Genomic DNA, 17,656 nt, shown 5'->3' with positions numbered 1-17,656 from the left:
GTTTAATAAGAGGATACCCGGCAGTATTTCACCGGGTATACATTAGGAAGTTTCACTTTATAGAACTAAATTCGGTTTTTTGTTTAAGCTATGACGTCCTTCTACAAATCGAATAGTTCCTGATTTTGCACGCATAACGATGGAATGTGTAGAACCAAAAGCGCCTTTAAATTGTACTCCGCGAAGAAGCTCTCCGTCAGTTACTCCAGTTGCTGCGAAGATTGCATCGTCACCTTTTACTAAGTCTTCCATACGTAAAACTTTATTCACATCAAGACCCATTTTAAGACAACGTGCAAGCTCTGCATCATCTTGTGGGACAAGCTTCCCTTGGATTTCTCCACCTAGACATTTTAAACCTACAGCTGAGATTACCCCTTCAGGAGCTCCACCCATACCAAATAAAATATCAACACCTGTGTTATCAAATGCCGTATTAATAGCTCCTGCTACATCGCCATCCGTAATTAGCTTGATGCGTGCGCCAGCGGCTCTAATTTCGTCGATAATTTTTTGGTGACGTGGACGACCAAGTATTGTTGCTACAACGTCTTCGATATCTTTGTTTTTTGCACGAGCTACTGCTCGTAAATTATCAAGTACGGATGCGTTAATGTCCACTTGACCTACAGATTCAGGACCTACAGCAAGTTTTTCCATATACATGTCAGGAGCATGAAGAAGGTTTCCGCGATCTGCAACTGCAAGAACTGCTAGTGCATTCCATCCACCAGAAGCTACGATATTTGTACCTTCTAACGGATCTACTGCTACATCTACTTGAGGTCCTCCAGATCCATGTCCAAGCTTTTCTCCGATATATAACATCGGTGCTTCGTCCATTTCACCTTCCCCAATTACAACGACACCTTCCATTGGGATTGTGTCAAATACTGTACGCATTGCAGTAGTTGCTGCGTCATCTGCTTCATTTTTTAATCCGCGTCCCATCCAACGAGCAGATGCAATTGCTGCTGCTTCTGTTACTCGGACTAATTCCATTGATAAACTACGTTCCATCTAATATGTGCCTCCCGTTTTACGGTTTATATATTCTAGAATGTGTTTCTTCCTGTATCATTGTAGCATATTTGTCAAATAGGATTTACTGGTATATTATTCGTTATTTACTTCGACTTCTTTTATTTCCACTCTTCGAATGTCTGCTCCAATTCCTTGAAGCTTTTCAATAATGGAACTATATCCACGCTCGATATGGAAAATATCTTGAATTTCTGTTTCGCCATCCGCAATTAATCCTGCAAGAACTAATGCTGCACCCGCTCTCAAATCACTTGCACGTACTGTGGCTGATTCTAGCTTTGCCGGACCTGTAATAATCGCTGTTCTACCATCTACACGGCCGTTAGCATTCATCCGGCGCAATTCATCAATTTGTTTAAAACGTGCCGAATAAATCGAATCCGTAATGACAGATGTTCCTGCCGCTTGCGTCATTAATACGGAAAAAGGTTGTTGTAAATCCGTTGGAAATCCAGGATAAACAAGTGTTTTAACATCCACAGCCTGTAAATTCTTCGGCTTTGCAATGTAAATTTTTTCTTCAAATTCTTCTACTCCGACACCCATTTCACGAAGCTTCGCTGTTAAAGCTTCGACATGAAAAGGGATGACATTATCGATCGTAATGCCGTCTCCAGCAACCGCAGCCATAATCATAAATGTTCCAGCTTCAATACGATCTGGAATAATTGTGTGCTTCGTGCCATGCAGTTCTTTCACACCATCAATTCGAATGACATTTGTTCCAGCACCTTTAATATTCGCGCCCATATTACTTAAAAGAGTCGCAACATCAATGATTTCTGGTTCTTTTGCAGCATTTTCTATGATTGTTCTACCTTTTGCTAGGACTGCAGCAAGCATAATATTAATGGTAGCTCCCACACTTACGACATCTAGGTATATTTTGGACCCGACTAATTCATCTGTCCGCAAATAAATAGCTCCATGTTCATTGGTTACAGATGCACCTAATGCTTCAAAGCCTTTAATATGTTGGTCGATTGGACGTGGACCTAGATGGCATCCACCTGGCAACCCAATCGCTGCTTTCTTAAATCGTCCAAGTAAAGCACCCATTAAATAATATGAAGCACGAAGCTTTTTAATATTCCCGTTAGGTAGCGGCATATCCACTATATGTGTTGGGTCAATTGTCATCGTACCGTTTTCAAAAGTAACAGTTGCTCCCACTTCTTCTAGAATCTCTTTTAATGTCCATACGTCTAAAATTTCTGGTAAACCTTCAATTGTAACAGGAGAGTTCGCCAATAAAGAAGCGGGAATAAGCGCTACTGCGCTATTCTTCGCTCCGCTTACTTTTATCGTTCCTTGGAGGCGATTACCTCCTTTTATTTTATAAACTTCCATAATGTTTCTCCTTCATCTTGTTACTCGCTTTTACGATTGTTCCAATCTGCTAGAAATCCTTCAATCCCTTTGTCTGTTAAAGGATGATGAAAAAGTTGTTTTAATACTTTAAATGGTGTTGTAGAAATATGCGCACCATTTAGTGCTGCATCTGTAATATGTTGAGGATGTCTAATTGAAGCGGCAATAATTTCTGTATCGATTTGGTGGATATCAAAGATTTGAGCAATTTTTGCAATCAATTCCATTCCATCATGACCAATATCGTCTAGGCGTCCTAAGAAAGGAGATACATATGTTGCACCTGCACGGGCTGCAAGTAGCGCTTGGTTTGCACTAAAAATAAGTGTGACATTTGTTTTAATGCCTTCTGAACGGAATACTGAACATGCTTTCAGGCCTTCTGGTGTCATCGGGAGTTTAACTGTAATGTTTGGTGCAATTGCAGCAAGCTCTCTACCTTCTTTAATCATGCCTTCAGCGTCTAATGCAATTACTTCTGCGCTGACAGAACCATCTACTAGTGCTGTAATTTCGCGAAGGCGATCATGAAATGAAATGTTTTCTTTCGCAACAAGTGATGGATTTGTCGTTACACCTGATAAAATACCCCAAGCGTGTGCTTCTTTTATTTCTTCAAAGTTAGCCGTATCGATAAAAAATTTCATATTAATAATATCCTCCTCATAATGGAAAAACAGGAGAAGGTTCTAAACTGAACACTTCTCCTAAGACTGTTGATAAATATGTTTTAAATGTACTCTTGCGCAAAGCTCTTCACAGAAAAACGGTAAAAGTTCCCACAAGAATTTCTTTAACTTAGGTTACCTCGACTGCCAAGCGTTTTCAAGACAGTCTAAATTGGCACATTCGAAGTAATATTTGTCTATATTCTAAGAAGAAGGTTTAATTAAAACACTTCTCCTTGTATCTATTTATATTGCATTATGCTCTATTCGAACTTCCAAATTCACGCATTTTGCCCATAACAGTTGCTTTAATTGCATCACGTGCTGGGATTAGATATTTGCGTGGATCATATTGGTGTTCATTTTCCGCTAAATACGCACGAATTGCATTTGTCGCAGCAATTTGGTTTTCAGTGTTTACATTAATTTTAGCTGTACCTAGAGAAATAGCACGTGTAATATCATGCGTTGGAATTCCTGTACCACCATGTAGTACTAGTGGAAGATCCGCTAATTGAGAGATTTCTTCCATTTCTTTAAATCCTAAGTTTGGTTCACCTTTGTATGGCCCATGAACAGAGCCTAGTGCTGGCGCTAAGCAATCAATAGCTGTGCGTTTTACTAGTTCGGCACATTCTGCTGGATCTGCATATATAACACCATCAGCAATTACATCATCTTCTTGTCCGCCAACAGTTCCAAGTTCAGCTTCCACTGATACATTGCGTGCATGTGCATATTCTACAACTTTAGACGTAATTTCTACGTTTTCTTCAAATGGATGATGAGAAGCGTCAATCATAACAGAGGTAAATCCTGCGTCAATTGCAGCTTTACATTTTTCAAAGCTAGAGCCATGGTCTAAGTGAATTGCCACTGGCACAGTCGTTTGATAGTCTTCCATCAAACCCTTTACCATATGTACAACTGTTGTGAAACCACCCATATATTTTGCTGCACCTTCAGAAACTCCTAGAATTACAGGTGATTTTTCTTCTTCAGCAGCTTGTAATATAGCTTGTGTAAATTCTAAATTGTTAATGTTGAATTGTCCTACTGCATAGCCTTCTTTTTTCCCTTTTTCAAGCATTTCTTTCATAGATACTAAAGCCATTCAAATGGACCTCCTCTATTCACTTTTTCACTCATTTATTTTCCTTTTATACCTCTCTTATCATAACAAAAACAGGCGATGTTTTCCACTGCCTGCTTACGAGGTACTTATTTTATTAAATTATTCACAGCATCCCGCACTTCAAAGATATCAAATGGTTTTGTAAAATAATGACTGGCACCTAAATTCATTGCTTCTTGGATTAAATTGAGTTCTCCATATGCCGTCATCATCATGACTGGTAAATCGGGATGACTTATTTTTAGCTTAGTTAAAATTTGAATCCCATCCATGCCTGGAATTTTCATATCCAATAAAACTCCGCCAATCTCTCTTTCATTTACAATTTCTAATGCTTCAAACCCATTTGAAGCTAGACTGACTTCGTATCCTTCCTGCGAAAAAACTTCCTTTAAGAGCATTCGTATGCCAAGCTGGTCGTCTACAATTAAAATGTGCTTCATGATGAACAAACCCCTTTTTAAATTTTTCCCCATATATCCCTACTACTATATCTATTCTATACTCCCCTTCACATTCCTGCTAAAAATTCGAATTATTTTCCATTTATAAATATTTAGAGATAATTATTCCGTTTATCAGGGACTATCTTACGTAATACTCACTAGTAACTATGTATATATTGAACTTTCTTATATAATAATACCGAGGTGAATTTACTTTGAAAATGCTAACAACACAACTTTCTGGACTATTACAACGTATCGCAACTTCAGAAGAAGAAAATATGGAAGAAACAGCTCGACTGCTAGCGCAAGCTGCTGCAGGCCAAGGGAATATTTATTTCGCAGCGTTTGGAGAAATGAAAAGTATTTCTATTAATGCTCAATTTGCTGCAGAACCATTTCCGAGTTTTCAGATGTGGACATCAGATGTACAACTAACTAGTGCCGATCGTATTTGGATAATAACTAGATCTTCTGCAAACTCAGAAGCCATTACTTTAGCAGAAAAGTTAGCGGCCGACTTCATTCCATTTAGCGTGCTTGCAAGCGAGCCTGCTAGTGAAGAAAATAAGCTTTCAACCCTTGCTTATACATATATTTCACTAAAACTAACGAAGGGGTTACTTCCTGCTGAAGATGGTTCTCGGATTGTCTTGCCGTACGCATTGAGTGCGATGTTCGTTTATGAAGCTGTGAAAATGAAGCTCGACGAAATACTTTTTGGTGAAGAATAAAGAGAAAGTCAAAAAAGCACAAGGAAATTTGAAATTTCCTTGTGCTTTTTTGATTTGGTTGCGGTTGTTTGCGAATTGGTCTCGGTTGCTTGCGAATTTGTCTCGGTTGTTTGCGAATTGATTGCGGTCGCAAGTGAATTGGTCTCGTTTAGCCACTTTCTAACTTATTATGAATAATAATTACAGTTATTTATTATTATACAATCCAACCTATCTCGCCCAGCCTGTCCAGTATCAATCGGTCATTTATTCTCTTATAAAACATAAAGAAAAAGCAGCTCGACGAGTCGAACTGCTTTTCACTATTTATTCACCTACGGAAGCTTTGATAAACTCACGGAATAATGGTTGTGGACGTTGTGGACGTGACACAAATTCCGGGTGGAATTGAGAAGCTACGAAGAATGGATGTTCTGGAAGCTCGATGATTTCGATTAAACGACCATCTGGGCTTGTACCAGAGAACACAAATCCTGCAGCTTCGAATTGCTCACGGTATTCGTTATTGAACTCATAACGGTGACGGTGGCGTTCATACACAAGCTCTTCTCCGTATGCTTGGTGTGCTTTTGAGCCAGGAATTAACTTACATGGATATAATCCAAGGCGAAGTGTTCCACCTAAGTCTTCTACGTCTTTTTGTTCTGGCAATAAATCAATAATTGAATGTGGAGTTGTTGGGTCTAACTCTGTAGAATGAGCACCTTGAAGTTCTAGAACTGAACGTGCAAATTCAACTGTTGCCAACTGCATACCTAAACAAATACCTAAGAACGGCACGTTATTTTCGCGAGCAAATTTAGTAGCAGCAATTTTCCCTTCTACACCACGATCTCCAAATCCACCAGGAACAAGGATTCCATCAACATCAGCAAGAATTTCTGCAACGTTTGCATCATTCACATGCTCAGCATTTACCCATTTCACTTCTACGTCTGCATCAAATTTATAGCCGGCATGTTTCATCGCTTCTACTACAGAAATGTACGCATCTTGAAGCTCTACGTATTTACCAACTAAACCAATACGAACTTTTTTCGATAATGATTTCACTTGATCCACTAATACTTTCCAATCTGTCATATCCGCTTCTGGAGTTTGCAGTTTGAAATGATCTACTACGATTTGATCTAAATGTTGTGCTTGTAGATTCAATGGAATTTCGTATAAAGAATCTGCATCAATACATTCGATTACTTCTTCCGGTTTAATATCACAGAATAGCCCGATTTTATCTTTCATATCTTGAGGAACTGGCATTTCCGAACGAAGTACAATAACGTTTGGTTGAATACCTAGGCTACGAAGTTCTTTTACACTATGTTGTGTTGGTTTTGTTTTCATTTCACCAGCAGCTTTAATGAAAGGAACCAATGTACAGTGAATGTACATTACGTTATCGCTACCTACGTCACGTTTCATTTGACGAATTGTTTCTAGGAATGGAAGAGATTCGATATCTCCTACTGTTCCACCAATCTCTGTAATTACGATATCTGCATGTGTTTCTTTTGCTGCTAAAAATAAACGTTGTTTAATTTCATTTGTGATATGAGGAATAACTTGTACTGTCCCTCCGTTGTAATCACCGCGACGCTCTTTTCTTAATACAGAAGAATACACTTTTCCTGTTGTAATATTCGAGTATTTATTCAAGTTAATATCAATGAAGCGCTCGTAATGACCTAAATCTAAATCCGTTTCTGCACCGTCATCTGTTACAAAAACTTCCCCATGTTGATATGGACTCATTGTTCCAGGGTCTAGGTTAATATAAGGATCAAATTTTTGAATCGTTACATTTAGCCCTCTGTTTTTCAATAAACGACCAAGTGACGCCGCTGTGATACCTTTACCAAGTGAAGATACAACTCCACCAGTAACAAAAATAAATTTAGTCATTGTTAGTTCCTCCTAATGTATTATCAAATTCACCTTGGCATATTGCGTCCAGATTTACAAAATCTATGGCATCCGCCAGAGGCTTGGGCCAACAGGATGTTGGTTACTATGGTGTTGCCGCAGGACACGGCGATCTTAGCCAGAGTTCTACGATTCAGCAGATAGTTGTGTGTACACAATAGGATGAATCATTTGCCTTCATCTTACCACTTATAAAAGTGGGAAACTTTTGCTCCTACTCAAGTTCCTTCCAAAAATACAACTGCTTCTATTGTTTCACTTTCATAGCAAAAACCTTTTGCTGAATAAGGTTAAGCAATAACAAAAAGCGCTCCTCCTGCTGTTTTGCAGGGGAGCGCATATGCACATAAGTAATGTCTCTTTAAAAAGAGCCCAATAAAATCTTATAGCGTTTAGATTTAGAAGTCAAGAATTATTCTTCGTCTTCTAAATCTTCATCGTCCAAATCTTCATCAATAATTTCAAATTCATCCTCATCTTCGTCGATTAAGTCTTCTTCAATTACTTCATCGATTTCTGCTCCAACAAAGTCAATGACTGCTTCATCTTCGTCATCTTCGTCTTCGTCGTCGTCTTCATCAATAAATTCATCAAATTCTTCTTCGAAAATGATTTCATCCTCATCAAGATCATCTAGCTCGTCATCTACGACTTTAGCTTTCTTTTTACGTACCTTCACCGTAGGAGCTGATTCTTCTTCGATTTGTTCCACTGGGTACCATTCTCTTAGCCCCCATTGGTTTTCTGCAATCGCTAAAAAGCGACCATCGATATTCATATCTGTATAAAATTGAGGTTTGCGGGACGCCATTTCTTCATCTGTAAATCCGTTTAAATTTTGAATTTCATCAAATAGTTCTGTTAATGTTAGTGAGTTTTTCTTATCTTCTAAAATCGCAAATCCGATATCTATTAACGATTCTTCTTGTAGTTGTGCTGTTGTCATTTCACGAAAATTCAAATCGTGCACGTCCTTTCTATGTCCGTTTGCATACTTACCATTATATACAAACAATTATGTAATATGCTACATTCATTTATTCTTTTTGAAAAGAGAAATTTTCATACCTACTATTGAAAATAAATAAAAAGATAGCAGGAGTAATGGAATAGATGCCAGTCTTCTATTATACAGAAAAGTGGCCAGTAGTAGGAGTATTATAATGACCATTATGTGAATTGATTTTTTCATGCCATTGCTCCTTTAATACATAATCAAATTCGCCTGGGCGTATTTCCGTCCAGATTTTGGAATGAGTATACTCAATCAATTCCTGTCCAAAATCTGTGACATCCGCCGGTGGCACTAACCATATTCAGCAAAAGTTGGGACTTCTGGTGAATAAGGTTAGTTTCATTATACAAAAAATTAGGAAAAAAGTGTCCCATTTTTACATGGAGACACAGATTTTTTTTAAAGTATTTCTTTTCTATTTTTTAACACACGTGTTGATTAACCAAAAGCACCCTGTAAATTGCTTATTAAAATGGTGATAACACAGTAAGCACTCTATGTATAGATGCTTTGGAGTGCTTAAAACTAAACGAGTTCTACACCATTACCTGAATTTCTTGATGCGAAAGGGATGTGACAAAGTCGCATCCCTCCGTATTTTTTCGATAATGGTGTGGTAGTCGTTCGTCACTCTCCGTAGCTACTTGTAATAGAAGTGCCTTTTTTTACATGTTTCGTCTATATTGTCCGCCAACTTCGTATAAGGCATTCGTAATTTGCCCAAGACTTGCTTTTTGAACCGTGAACATTAATTCTTCAAAGATGTTACCACCTGTTACGGCAACTTGTTTCAAACGATTGAGTGCTTCGGTTGTTTCTGACTTATGCTTAGCTTGGAAGCTTTGTAGATTCATAATTTGTGTTTCTTTTTCTTCCTTCGTTGCACGTGCAATTTCCATATTGTCAATGTCTTCTGCAGAAGCAGGTGTTGGATTTAAATAGGTATTCACACCGATAATTGGTAGTTCTCCCGTGTGTTTTTTCATTTCGTAGAACATCGATTCTTCTTGAATTTTACCACGCTGATACTGTGTTTCCATTGCACCAAGTACTCCGCCACGATCGTTAATACGATCAAACTCAGAAAGCACTGCCTCTTCCACTAGGTCTGTCATTTCTTCTATTATAAAAGCCCCTTGTAGCGGATTTTCATTTTTTGATAGTCCGTGTTCTTTTGTAATAATCATTTGAATCGCCATTGCACGGCGTACAGATTCCTCGGTTGGAGTTGTAATTGCTTCATCGTATGCATTTGTATGAAGCGAGTTACAGTTATCTTGTAATGCCATTAATGCTTGAAGTGTTGTGCGAATATCATTAAAGTCAATTTCTTGTGCATGTAGACTTCTTCCTGATGTTTGCACATGGTATTTCAGTTTTTGACTGCGATCATTTGCGCCATATTTATCACGCATGACAACGGCCCAAATACGACGAGCCACTCTACCAATTACGGTATATTCTGGATCCAAGCCATTAGAGAAGAAGAATGATAAGTTTGGTGCAAAATCATCTATATGCATACCGCGGCTCAGATAGTACTCCACATAAGTGAAGCCATTTGAAAGCGTGAATGCAAGTTGCGAAATTGGGTTAGCACCAGCTTCTGCAATATGATAACCAGAAATGGAAACTGAATAATAATTGCGAACCTTTTGGTCAATAAAATATTGTTGAATATCGCCCATCATACGTAGTGCAAATTCGGTTGAGAAAATGCATGTATTTTGACCTTGATCTTCTTTCAATATATCTGCCTGCACGGTCCCTCTCACAACTTGTAAGGTGGTAGCCTTTACTTCTGTATATTCTTCTATTGTAAGTATGCGTCCAAGCTTCTCTTCCTGCAGACGTACTTGCTGATCAATGGCCGTATTCATGAACATCGCTAATATAATGGGAGCAGGTCCGTTAATGGTCATAGATACAGACGTAGAGGCTGCACATAAATCAAACCCTGCATACAGCTTTTTCATATCATCCAGTGTACAGATGCTTACCCCAGACTCCCCAACTTTCCCGTAAATGTCCGGTCGATAATCTGGATCTTCTCCGTACAAGGTTACCGAGTCAAATGCGGTAGAGAGACGTTTTGCATCGTCATCTTTCGATAAATAGTGGAACCGTCGATTGGTACGTTCTGGCGTTCCTTCTCCAGCAAATTGACGTTTTGGATCTTCCCCTTCTCGTTTAAACGGAAATACACCTGCAGTGTATGGGAATGAACCAGGTATATTTTCTTTGTACACCCATCTTAAAATTTCGCCATAATCAACGAATTTAGGAAGTACTACTTTCGGTATTTTCAACCCTGAAAGACTTTCTGTACGAAGGATCGTACGAATTTCTTTATCGCGTATTTTCGTGATGAACTCATCTCCAGCATATGCTTCTTTTAAAGCAGCCCAGTTCTCCAGTATGCGCTTTGATTCTGCAGTTAATTCGTCTCTAACTCCACTTGCTAAGGATTCCAATGATTGTACTAAAGCGTCATCAGCTGCTTTTTCTTTCACTGCTTCCATCGCGCCCTCTAATTGGAACAGCCTTCTTGCAAAGCCGACCTGCTCTTCAGATTTACGATGATACCCACGAACCGCATCTGTTATTTCACGCAGATAATAGCGTCGGTCATTCGGAATAATGACGTTTTGCTTTTGTGTTTTGACAAATTTTTCGTATGATGTTTTCCAGTCAGACCCCGTCTTTTTATTCAACACAGCAACTAACGCTGCAAATAAAGAATTTGTTCCTTTATCATTAAATTGACTAGCAATCGTTCCGTAAACAGGCATCGTATCCAACTCATCATGCCAAAGTTCACGGCTACGTTGATATTGCTTTTGCACTTGGCGAAGTGCGTCTTCTGAGCCTTTTCGTTCGAATTTATTAATCACAATTAAGTCTGCGTAGTCAATCATATCTATTTTTTCTAGTTGAGATGGCGCACCGAACTCGCTTGTCATTACATACATCGAAACGTCCGATACATTGGTAATTTCCGCGTCCCCTTGCCCGATACCACTTGTTTCAACCATAATTAAATCGTATCCTGCTACTTTGACTACATCTAGTACATCAGCAAGCGCACCAGATAATTCCGTACGAGATCCACGTGTTGCTAAACTCCGCATGAATACACGCTTGTTAAAAATAGCATTCATACGAATACGGTCACCTAGCAATGCTCCACCTGTTTTTTGCTTCGTAGGATCGATCGAAAGAACCGCGATTTTTTTGTCTGGTAGCTCCTGTAAGAAACGGCGAATTAATTCATCTGTTAAGGAGCTTTTCCCTGCTCCTCCCGTACCAGTAATTCCAAGGACAGGTGTGCCTTTCGACAAGCTTTTCGCTTGTTCGATCATGGCTTTTGTTTCCGCATCTCCAGTTTGAAGTGCCTCTTCCGCTAACGTAATTAAATGTGCTAACTTCTCTGGATTTTCGGTGGAAACATGAGCAATCTCATCCCCCGCTCCCGACGATATCGTTGGCACATCACATTCCATTAGTATTTGATTAATCATACCTTGAAGCCCAAGTTTACGGCCGTCTTCCGGCGAGAAGATTCCTGAAACACCGTAATCTTGCAGTTCTTTTATTTCTTTCGGAATGATTACTCCGCCGCCTCCCCCATATATGCGAATATGTGGTGCACCCCGTTCTACCAGTAAATCCTTCATATATTTAAAATACTCAACATGCCCTCCTTGATAGGAAGATATTGCGATCCCTTGTACATCCTCTTGAATAGCAGCGTTTACCACTTCTTCTACGGAACGATTGTGTCCTAAGTGAATAACTTCTGCACCACTTGCCTGTAAAATACGACGCATAATATTTATTGACGCATCATGTCCGTCAAAAAGACTGGATGCAGTTACAAAACGAACATGATTTGTTGGACGATATACTTCTATCTTAGACATGTTGTTCCCCCTTTGTTTGTTAGCAATCGAAACTATTTCTTCATCCCATTGAGTAATACTTGTATTTGTAGTTCTGTAAATTGTTCGATTGAATATTCCTTGCTCAAAGCCCATCTTCTAAATGCCCACATTTGTCCTTGAACGACAAGTGTATGAGCATAGAGTTTAGCTTGTGCCTCCGTTAGCTCAAGTTCCCCAGCTTGTATACAACCAACGAGAATTTTATGAAAGATCTCAACCATTTCTAGTTCTTTTTTTAGTACATATTCAAGTGCGTTTTTCGGTAAGGACTTAGATTCTTGGTACATCACAACAAACTCATCAGACATGTCATCAATTACACCGTAATAATGACGTACTGCATTTTCCAAGTCCTCTATTGTCCCATTTTCAGGTGTAAATTCTGATAGTTTTGTGTGTACTTCATTGTAGATACTATCGCAAACTAAATAGAGGACATCTTCCTTTGTACGAATATATTCATAGAGTGTCCCAATGCTAAAGCCAGCTTCCTTTGCAATTTCTCTTGTTGTCGCTCGGTGAAAGCCTTTTTCCTTAAATAGTGAAACAGCTGCTTGAATCATTTGCTGACGTCTTTTTTCAATGAGATTTCCATCTTTTACAGTAGTCAGTACTTCATGCTTTTTGTCCATATGCATCTATTATTTTGTCAGCATACGAGAAATAACAAGACGTTGAATTTCTTGTGTTCCCTCGTAAATTTGCGTTATTTTTGCATCGCGCATATAACGCTCTACTGGGTAATCTTTTGTATATCCGTATCCACCAAATACTTGCACTGCCTCTGTTGTCACCTTCATCGCAGTATCTCCAGCCATTAGTTTTGCCATGGCAGATTCTTTTCCATATGGAAGTCCATTTGACTCCAGCCATGCAGCTTGATATGTCAGTAAACGAGATGCTTCTATAGAAGTTGCCATATCCGCTAGTTTGAAGGATACCCCTTGGTTTGCAACGATTGGTTTTCCAAATTGGACACGATCTTTTGCATAAGTCACAGATGCATCCAGTGCACCTTGCGCAATTCCTACTGCTTGCGCAGCAATCCCGTTACGTCCGCCATCTAATGTTTTCATTGCGATAATAAAGCCTTCTCCTTCTTCCCCAAGAAGGTTTTCTTTTGGAATTCGGCAGTTATCAAAAATAATTTCTGTAGTTGGTGAAGAACGAATTCCTAGTTTCTTTTCTTTTTTCCCAACAGAGAATCCTGCAAAATCTGCTTCTACGATAAATGCACTTGTACCCTTATGTTTTGATTCTGGATCTGTTACTGCAAACACTACATAGATGTCAGCAATCCCACCATTTGTAATGAAAATCTTAGAGCCGTTTAATACGTAGTGATCACCATCTAATTTAGCAGTTGTTTTCATTCCACCTGCATCCGATCCTGATCCCGCTTCTGTTAAACCATATCCACCAATTTTTGTTCCCTCTGCCATTGGACGAAGGTATTTTTGTTTTTGCTCTTCATTGCCATATTTAAAAATTGGCCATCCAGCAAGTGATGTGTGCGCAGAAAGTGTTACGCCAGTTGACGCACAAACCCGAGATAGTTCTTCTACTGCGATGCAATACGCAAGATAATCGGAACCGATTCCACCGTATTCTTCTGGCCAAGGAATACCTGTTAAACCTAGCTCTGCCATTTTGTCAAAAATCTCACGGTCAAAGCGTTCTTCTTCGTCACGCTCAGCAGCTGTTGGACCTACTTCCTTTTCTGCAAAGTCACGTACCATTTTCCGAATCATTTCATGTTCTTCTGATAGTTGAAAGTTCATTGTTTATCCCGCCTTTTTTGGTAGTAGTGTATTGGTTTGTCGCTTGTTCTCGGATGAATTTTGATTACTCTCTTATTGAGTCGATTTCGTTACTCTTAGCCATTTATTGGAAATTTATTTGATCAAATGCTTGCTTATAACGATTCGTTGTATTTCGCTTGTTCCTTCGTAGATTTCCGTAATTTTAGCGTCTCGGAAATAACGTTCTACTGGATAATCTTCTGTATAACCATATCCTCCAAATACTTGAACTGCTTCAATTGCAACGTCTACAGCAGTCTTCGAAGCAAATAGCTTTGCCATCGACGCTTCTTTTCCACATGGAATTCCCTGATCTCGTAGGCTAGCTGCACGGTAAATAAGTAGTCGTGCTGCTTCTACCGCTGTGCCCATATCTGCAAGCTTGAAGCCGACCCCTTGATTTGCAGCAATAGGCTTACCGAATTGCTCACGCTCTTTTGCATATGCAACTGCCGCCTCAAACGCCGCCTCTGCAATGCCTAGCGCCTGCGTAGCAATTCCAATACGACCTGTATTTAAGTTGGCCATCGCTATTTTAAAGCCCTCTCCTTCTTCTCCAAGAAGGTTTTCAACTGGAATTTTCATATCTTCAAATGTCATTTGCACAGTTCTCGAGCCGTGTAAGCCCATTTTATGTTCATCTTTTCCGATAATAAAACCCGGTGTGTCTTTCTCCACAATAAAAGCAGAAATCCCTTTAGATCCTTGTGATGCATCCGTAGAAGCAAAGACTATATTCACATCTGCTTCACCACCATTTGTAATAAATACTTTGGAGCCGTTCAGTATATAATGATCACCTTGTTTAACGGCTTTTGTTTTCAATGCAGCCGCATCTGATCCTGCTGACGGTTCCGTTAAGCAAAATGCTCCTAAATATTCGCCTGAAGCTAGCTTTGGTAGGTATTTATTTTTTTGTTTATCATTCCCAAAATAAAGAATTGGATTTGTTCCAACAGATGTATGAACTGATAGAATGACACCGATAACTGCACTCACTTTTGACAGTTCGTTAATCGCGATAACATAGCTTGTAAAATCCATCTCAGAACCGCCATATTGTTCCGGAACTGTAATTCCCATTAACCCAAGTTCGCCCATTTTATTAATAATTTCACGGGGGAACTCCCCTTGTTCCATTCGTTCAATAAATGGTTCAATTTCTGTTTTAGCAAAGTCTCTAACCATATTGCGCATCATTAGTTGTTCTTCGGTGAATTTCAATTCCATCTTAATTACCCCTTTATCCCGTATTAACGGTCTGGCCGACTAAATTCGGTTTATTCGTAGCTGTAAAATCCTCGACCTGATTTTTTCCCCATCCAACCAGCCTTTACATATTTTCTAAGTAGTGGACACGGACGATATTTACTGTCTCCAAATCCTTCATGTAGGATTTCCATAATGTATAAGCAGGTATCTAAACCGATAAAATCTGCTAACTGAAGTGGTCCCATTGGATGGTTCATTCCTAGTTTCATCACATCATCAATTGCTTCTTTTGTTGCGACCCCTTCATAAAGCGTATAAATGGCTTCATTGATCATCGGCATCAATATACGGTTAGAAACAAATCCAGGAAAATCGTTTACCTCCACTGGTACTTTGCTCAATTTTTTCGTCATGTCTTCAACTGATGTATACACTTCGTCGGATGTTGCTAATCCGCGGATGATTTCCACTAGCTTCATTACTGGAACCGGGTTCATGAAATGCATTCCAATTACTTGCGCTGGACGATTTGTGGCAGCGGCAATTTCTGTAATTGGAAGCGATGATGTATTGGTTGCTAGAATCGTATGCTTTGGTGTAATTTCATCTAGTTGTTTAAAGATAGATTGCTTGATTTCCATATTTTCAATAGCAGCTTCAATGACGATGTCTACATCATTCGCATCTTCGATTGACAGTGACATTGTAATATTGTTTAGTACTGCTTGTTTTTCATCTTCTGTCATACGACCTTTTTCCACTTGGCGCGAAAGGTTTTTGGTGATTGTTTGAATTCCGCGATCGTAAAATTGTTCTTCCCGGTCATTTAACTTTACTGTATATCCTGCTTGTGCACAGACCTGTGCAATTCCTGAGCCCATCTGTCCTGCTCCGATTACCATTACTTTTTGGATTGTCATACGTTACTTCCCCCTGTTTTTGGAACTTCAATCATAATAGCGTCGCCTTGCCCGCCACCTGAACAAATTGCTGCTACTCCAATCCCACCGCCACGGCGTTTCAATTCATATGCAAGCGTTAAAATAAGACGGGCTCCAGAGGCCCCAATTGGATGACCTAGCGCTACTGCTCCGCCATTTACATTCACCTTTTCCTCTTCTAACCCTGCAATCTGGCTACTCACCAGTGCTACAGCTGCAAAAGCTTCATTAATTTCAAATAAATCAATATCTGCAAGTGTTTTCCCTGTTTTATCAAGCAATTTATTAATTACTATACCGGGTGTTTGAGGGAAGTTTTCCGGCTCAATTGCAATTTCAGCATGACCCAAAACATAAGCAAGTGGCTCTTTACCAAGTTCTTTTGCTCTTTCTTCATTGGTTAAAACGATTGCGCAAGCTCCGTCATTAATACCAGGTGCATTCCCTGCTGTAATCGTCCCATCATTTCCGAATGCAGGCTTTAGCTTTGCAAGTGATTCGACAGAAGTATCACGGCGAGGTGCTTCATCTTGATTTACAATGATTGGATCGCCTTTTCGCTGAGGTATCTCCACTGAGATGATTTCCTCTGCAAAAATACCGTTATCAATTGCTTTTAACGCACGATCATGACTTCTATACGACCATTCATCCTGCTTTTCACGTGATAACTGGAACGCCTCAGCAGTAGAATTTCCGTATGTCCCCATATGCACATGTTTTGGATGGAATGAACAAGAAAGCCCGTCATATACCATCCCGTCTACCATTTGGGCATCTCCCATTCGAAGTCCAAATCTACCTTTAGGTAAATAATAAGGAGCATTTGACATCGATTCCATTCCACCTGCAACAATGATTTCTTCATCCCCAAGGCGAATTAATTGATCAGCCAACGTGACACTTCGCATTCCAGAAGCGCACACTTTATTGATCGTTTCTGTTTTCACTGACCAAGGAATCCCTGCTTTTGTTGCCGCCTGTCTAGAAGGAATCTGACCTTGCCCTGCTTGTAAAACTGTCCCCATAATTACTTCGTCCACCTGATTAGCTAGTACGCCTGCACGATTTAATGCTTCTTTTATTGCTACCCCACCAAGATCCGAAGCTGTTAAACTACTAAATGCTCCACCGAACTTACCAAAAGCTGTACGTGCCCCATCCAAAATTACTGTCTTTTTCAACACAGCCACCCCTTTATTTTGTATACGCTTTCATTGGTTGTAAAATAAAAAAATCTAATTGACTGAACGCTCGCTCGACTTCACTTGTTAGAAAAAGGGAGTACTTTTACTCCCTCTCTTGTTACTTCTAGTTTACTGAATGTTCTTTTTTTAATCAATAGCCCTCTCTGTTAAACGAAAAGATTGTTACCTGCCAAAATCAACAACCTAATTTATCAAAGCCTAGTCAATAGAGAT

The 17,656-nt window shown here is 39.4% G+C and carries 14 protein-coding genes; 1 reads left to right on the top strand and 13 read right to left on the bottom strand.

Features of this window, described 5'->3' with window-relative positions:
• Positions 1 to 57: 57 nt before the first annotated feature.
• The 5 genes from glpX to MHB48_RS03185 all read right to left on the bottom strand — a co-directional run bounded on the left by glpX (position 58) and on the right by MHB48_RS03185 (position 4,661).
• Positions 58 to 1,020 (bottom strand): class II fructose-bisphosphatase, encoded by a 963-nt coding sequence (gene glpX / locus MHB48_RS03205; protein WP_342600121.1) that lies wholly within the window; start codon positions 1,018 to 1,020, stop codon positions 58 to 60.
• A 96-nt stretch (positions 1,021 to 1,116) separates the two neighbouring features.
• Entirely contained in the window at positions 1,117 to 2,394 is a 1,278-nt protein-coding gene (locus MHB48_RS03200; protein ID WP_342600120.1) for a UDP-N-acetylglucosamine 1-carboxyvinyltransferase, read from the bottom strand.
• A gap of 20 nt (positions 2,395 to 2,414) precedes the next feature.
• Positions 2,415 to 3,062: a fructose-6-phosphate aldolase gene (gene fsa / locus MHB48_RS03195; protein WP_342600119.1), complete on the bottom strand. Its 648-nt coding sequence runs from the start codon at positions 3,060 to 3,062 to the stop codon at positions 2,415 to 2,417.
• Between the two features lie 277 nt (positions 3,063 to 3,339).
• Positions 3,340 to 4,197, bottom strand: a complete 858-nt coding sequence (locus MHB48_RS03190) for a class II fructose-bisphosphate aldolase (protein WP_342600118.1) — start codon at positions 4,195 to 4,197, stop codon at positions 3,340 to 3,342.
• 107 nt (positions 4,198 to 4,304) lie between these two features.
• Positions 4,305 to 4,661 (bottom strand): response regulator, encoded by a 357-nt coding sequence (locus MHB48_RS03185; RefSeq protein WP_342600117.1) that lies wholly within the window; start codon positions 4,659 to 4,661, stop codon positions 4,305 to 4,307.
• 224 nt (positions 4,662 to 4,885) lie between these two features.
• On the opposite strand from MHB48_RS03185, the gene MHB48_RS03180 reads away from it, so the two are divergent.
• Positions 4,886 to 5,398, top strand: a complete 513-nt coding sequence (locus MHB48_RS03180; RefSeq protein WP_342601288.1) for a DUF2529 family protein — start codon at positions 4,886 to 4,888, stop codon at positions 5,396 to 5,398.
• A gap of 306 nt (positions 5,399 to 5,704) precedes the next feature.
• Here MHB48_RS03180 and MHB48_RS03175 read toward each other — a convergent pair whose 3' ends face one another.
• The 8 genes from MHB48_RS03175 to MHB48_RS03140 all read right to left on the bottom strand — a co-directional run bounded on the left by MHB48_RS03175 (position 5,705) and on the right by MHB48_RS03140 (position 17,419).
• Positions 5,705 to 7,300 (bottom strand): CTP synthase, encoded by a 1,596-nt coding sequence (locus tag MHB48_RS03175; protein WP_342600116.1) that lies wholly within the window; start codon positions 7,298 to 7,300, stop codon positions 5,705 to 5,707.
• Positions 7,301 to 7,733: 433 nt separating this feature from the next.
• The gene (rpoE, locus tag MHB48_RS03170; RefSeq protein ID WP_340917782.1) at positions 7,734 to 8,282 is read right to left on the bottom strand and encodes a DNA-directed RNA polymerase subunit delta; all 549 of its coding nucleotides are present in this window, start codon (positions 8,280 to 8,282) and stop codon (positions 7,734 to 7,736) included.
• A 719-nt stretch (positions 8,283 to 9,001) separates the two neighbouring features.
• Positions 9,002 to 12,259, bottom strand: a complete 3,258-nt coding sequence (gene icmF / locus MHB48_RS03165; RefSeq protein WP_342600115.1) for a fused isobutyryl-CoA mutase/GTPase IcmF — start codon at positions 12,257 to 12,259, stop codon at positions 9,002 to 9,004.
• A 32-nt stretch (positions 12,260 to 12,291) separates the two neighbouring features.
• Positions 12,292 to 12,912: a TetR/AcrR family transcriptional regulator gene (locus tag MHB48_RS03160; RefSeq protein WP_342600114.1), complete on the bottom strand. Its 621-nt coding sequence runs from the start codon at positions 12,910 to 12,912 to the stop codon at positions 12,292 to 12,294.
• A 9-nt stretch (positions 12,913 to 12,921) separates the two neighbouring features.
• The gene (locus MHB48_RS03155; protein ID WP_340917770.1) at positions 12,922 to 14,061 is read right to left on the bottom strand and encodes an acyl-CoA dehydrogenase; all 1,140 of its coding nucleotides are present in this window, start codon (positions 14,059 to 14,061) and stop codon (positions 12,922 to 12,924) included.
• A 114-nt stretch (positions 14,062 to 14,175) separates the two neighbouring features.
• Entirely contained in the window at positions 14,176 to 15,312 is a 1,137-nt protein-coding gene (locus MHB48_RS03150) for an acyl-CoA dehydrogenase (protein ID WP_342600113.1), read from the bottom strand.
• A gap of 50 nt (positions 15,313 to 15,362) precedes the next feature.
• Positions 15,363 to 16,214 carry a 3-hydroxybutyryl-CoA dehydrogenase gene (locus MHB48_RS03145; RefSeq protein WP_342600112.1) on the bottom strand — a complete coding sequence of 284 codons (852 nt, stop codon included), beginning with the start codon at positions 16,212 to 16,214 and terminating at the stop codon, positions 15,363 to 15,365.
• A complete protein-coding gene (locus MHB48_RS03140; protein WP_342600111.1) occupies positions 16,211 to 17,419 on the bottom strand; it encodes an acetyl-CoA C-acetyltransferase in 1,209 nt (402 codons plus the stop codon). Before MHB48_RS03140 ends, MHB48_RS03145 begins: the two co-directional genes overlap by 4 nt.
• Between the last annotated feature and the right edge of the window lie 237 nt (positions 17,420 to 17,656).

This window comes from Psychrobacillus sp. FSL H8-0483, from assembly GCF_038637725.1.
GTDB lineage: Bacteria > Bacillota > Bacilli > Bacillales_A > Planococcaceae > Psychrobacillus.
The sequence above is the reverse complement of the archived record's forward strand: the minus strand, read 5'-3'. Positions and strand labels throughout refer to the sequence as shown.